The 1,345-nt window shown below is 75.7% G+C and carries 2 protein-coding genes; both read right to left on the bottom strand.

Translation table 11 applies throughout. From position 1 onward, the window contains the following. Positions 1-731, bottom strand: a 731-nt coding sequence (locus tag ACFV4N_RS43820; protein ID WP_499678616.1) for a MoaF C-terminal domain-containing protein, incomplete at its 3' end; no start/stop codon positions are given. Between the two features lie 10 nt (positions 732-741). Beyond that, positions 742-1,345 (bottom strand): SDR family NAD(P)-dependent oxidoreductase (locus tag ACFV4N_RS43815; RefSeq protein ID WP_499678615.1); only part of this gene is annotated, 604 nt, incomplete at its 5' end.

Genomic DNA, 1,345 nt, shown 5'->3' with positions numbered 1-1,345 from the left:
GGCTGGGCGTCGGGGTAGGTGACCCGGCCCAGCGGGATGATGTGCGCGCCACCCGGCGCGTCGCGGACCTCGCCCGCGCCGTCGAGGCCGAAGAACGCGCCGGTGGTGCGCAGCGCGCCGAGGTCGTACAGCCAGGTGGTGGCCACCGGGATGCGGAACTCCCGGAAGGTGAACACGTACCGGTCGCGGGCGATCCGCCACGCGGTGGCCAGGTCCACGTCGCCGTGCCCGCGCTGCGCGCCGACCAGGCACTGCCAGGCGTAGCGCCCGGAGCTGAGGTACACGTGCTCGTAGAGGTGGTTCGGGCTGTAGCGGTAGAGCGCGCGCCAGCCGATCAGGTCGCGGGTGGGCGCGGGCGGCTCGCCGGTGGGCGCGCGGCCGTCGCCGACGTCGAGCACGCCGGGGGTGAAGCGCTGCGAGACCCGCGGCACGCCGGGGGTCGGTTCCTCGGCGATGGTGGAGACGACGGTGAGCACTCGCAGGGTGGTCAGGTCGGCGACCAGGACGTGCGCCTCGCGGTCGGCGGAGCGGTGGTTCACGAAGAACGTGCCGGGCGCGCCCTCGACCGCCTCGTACGGCACCGGGCCCGTGCCCGGGTCCACGTGGGTCTCGTCGAACGCCAGCACCCGGTCGCCGATCGACCAGCGCTGCCCCGCCAGCGCGGTGGTGCGCGGCAGCCGGTTGCCGTCGATGCCGGCGGCGAAGTCGTCCACGGTCTTCCACTCCGACACGGTGTCCTCCTCAGGCCAGTGCGATGGTGGGCAGGTCGACGGCGGAGGCCCCGGCGTCCGCGGTGACCACCGCGCCGCTGACCACCGCCGCCTCGTCGGAGGCCAGGAACGCCACCACGGCGGCGACCTCCGCGGCCTCGGCGGGCCTGCCCAGCGGGGTATGCTCGGTGACCAGCGCGTACGCCTCGGCCCGGGACAGGCCCCGGCCGGACCCGAACCGGTCCATCTGCTCGTCGGCCATGGGCGTGCGCACCCAGCCGGGGCACACCGCGTTCGCCCGCACCCCGAACCGGCCGTAGTCCCGGGCCACGGACCTGGTCAGGCCGATCAGCGCGTGCTTGGTCGTGGTGTAGCCGAGCACGGCGGGCCCGGCGAACAGACCCGCCAGGGACGACACCACGACGACCGAGCCGCCACCGTCGACCAGGCCGGGCAGTGCCGCCCGCACGGTGACGAAGGCGCTGGTCAGGTTGGCGTCCACGGCGAGCCGCCAGTCCTCGTCGGTGGTGTCGGCCGCCGCGCCGAGGCCGTGGCCGCCCGCGTTGGCGACCACCACGTCGACCCGGCCGAACCGCGAGCGCGCCGCCGCCACCACGCCCGCCATGGCCGTGCCG

Origin of the sequence: Actinosynnema sp. NPDC059797 (genome assembly GCF_042732085.1) — a bacterium.
Lineage (GTDB): Bacteria > Actinomycetota > Actinomycetes > Mycobacteriales > Pseudonocardiaceae > Actinosynnema.
This window is presented reverse-complemented; position numbering and strand designations above follow the sequence as displayed.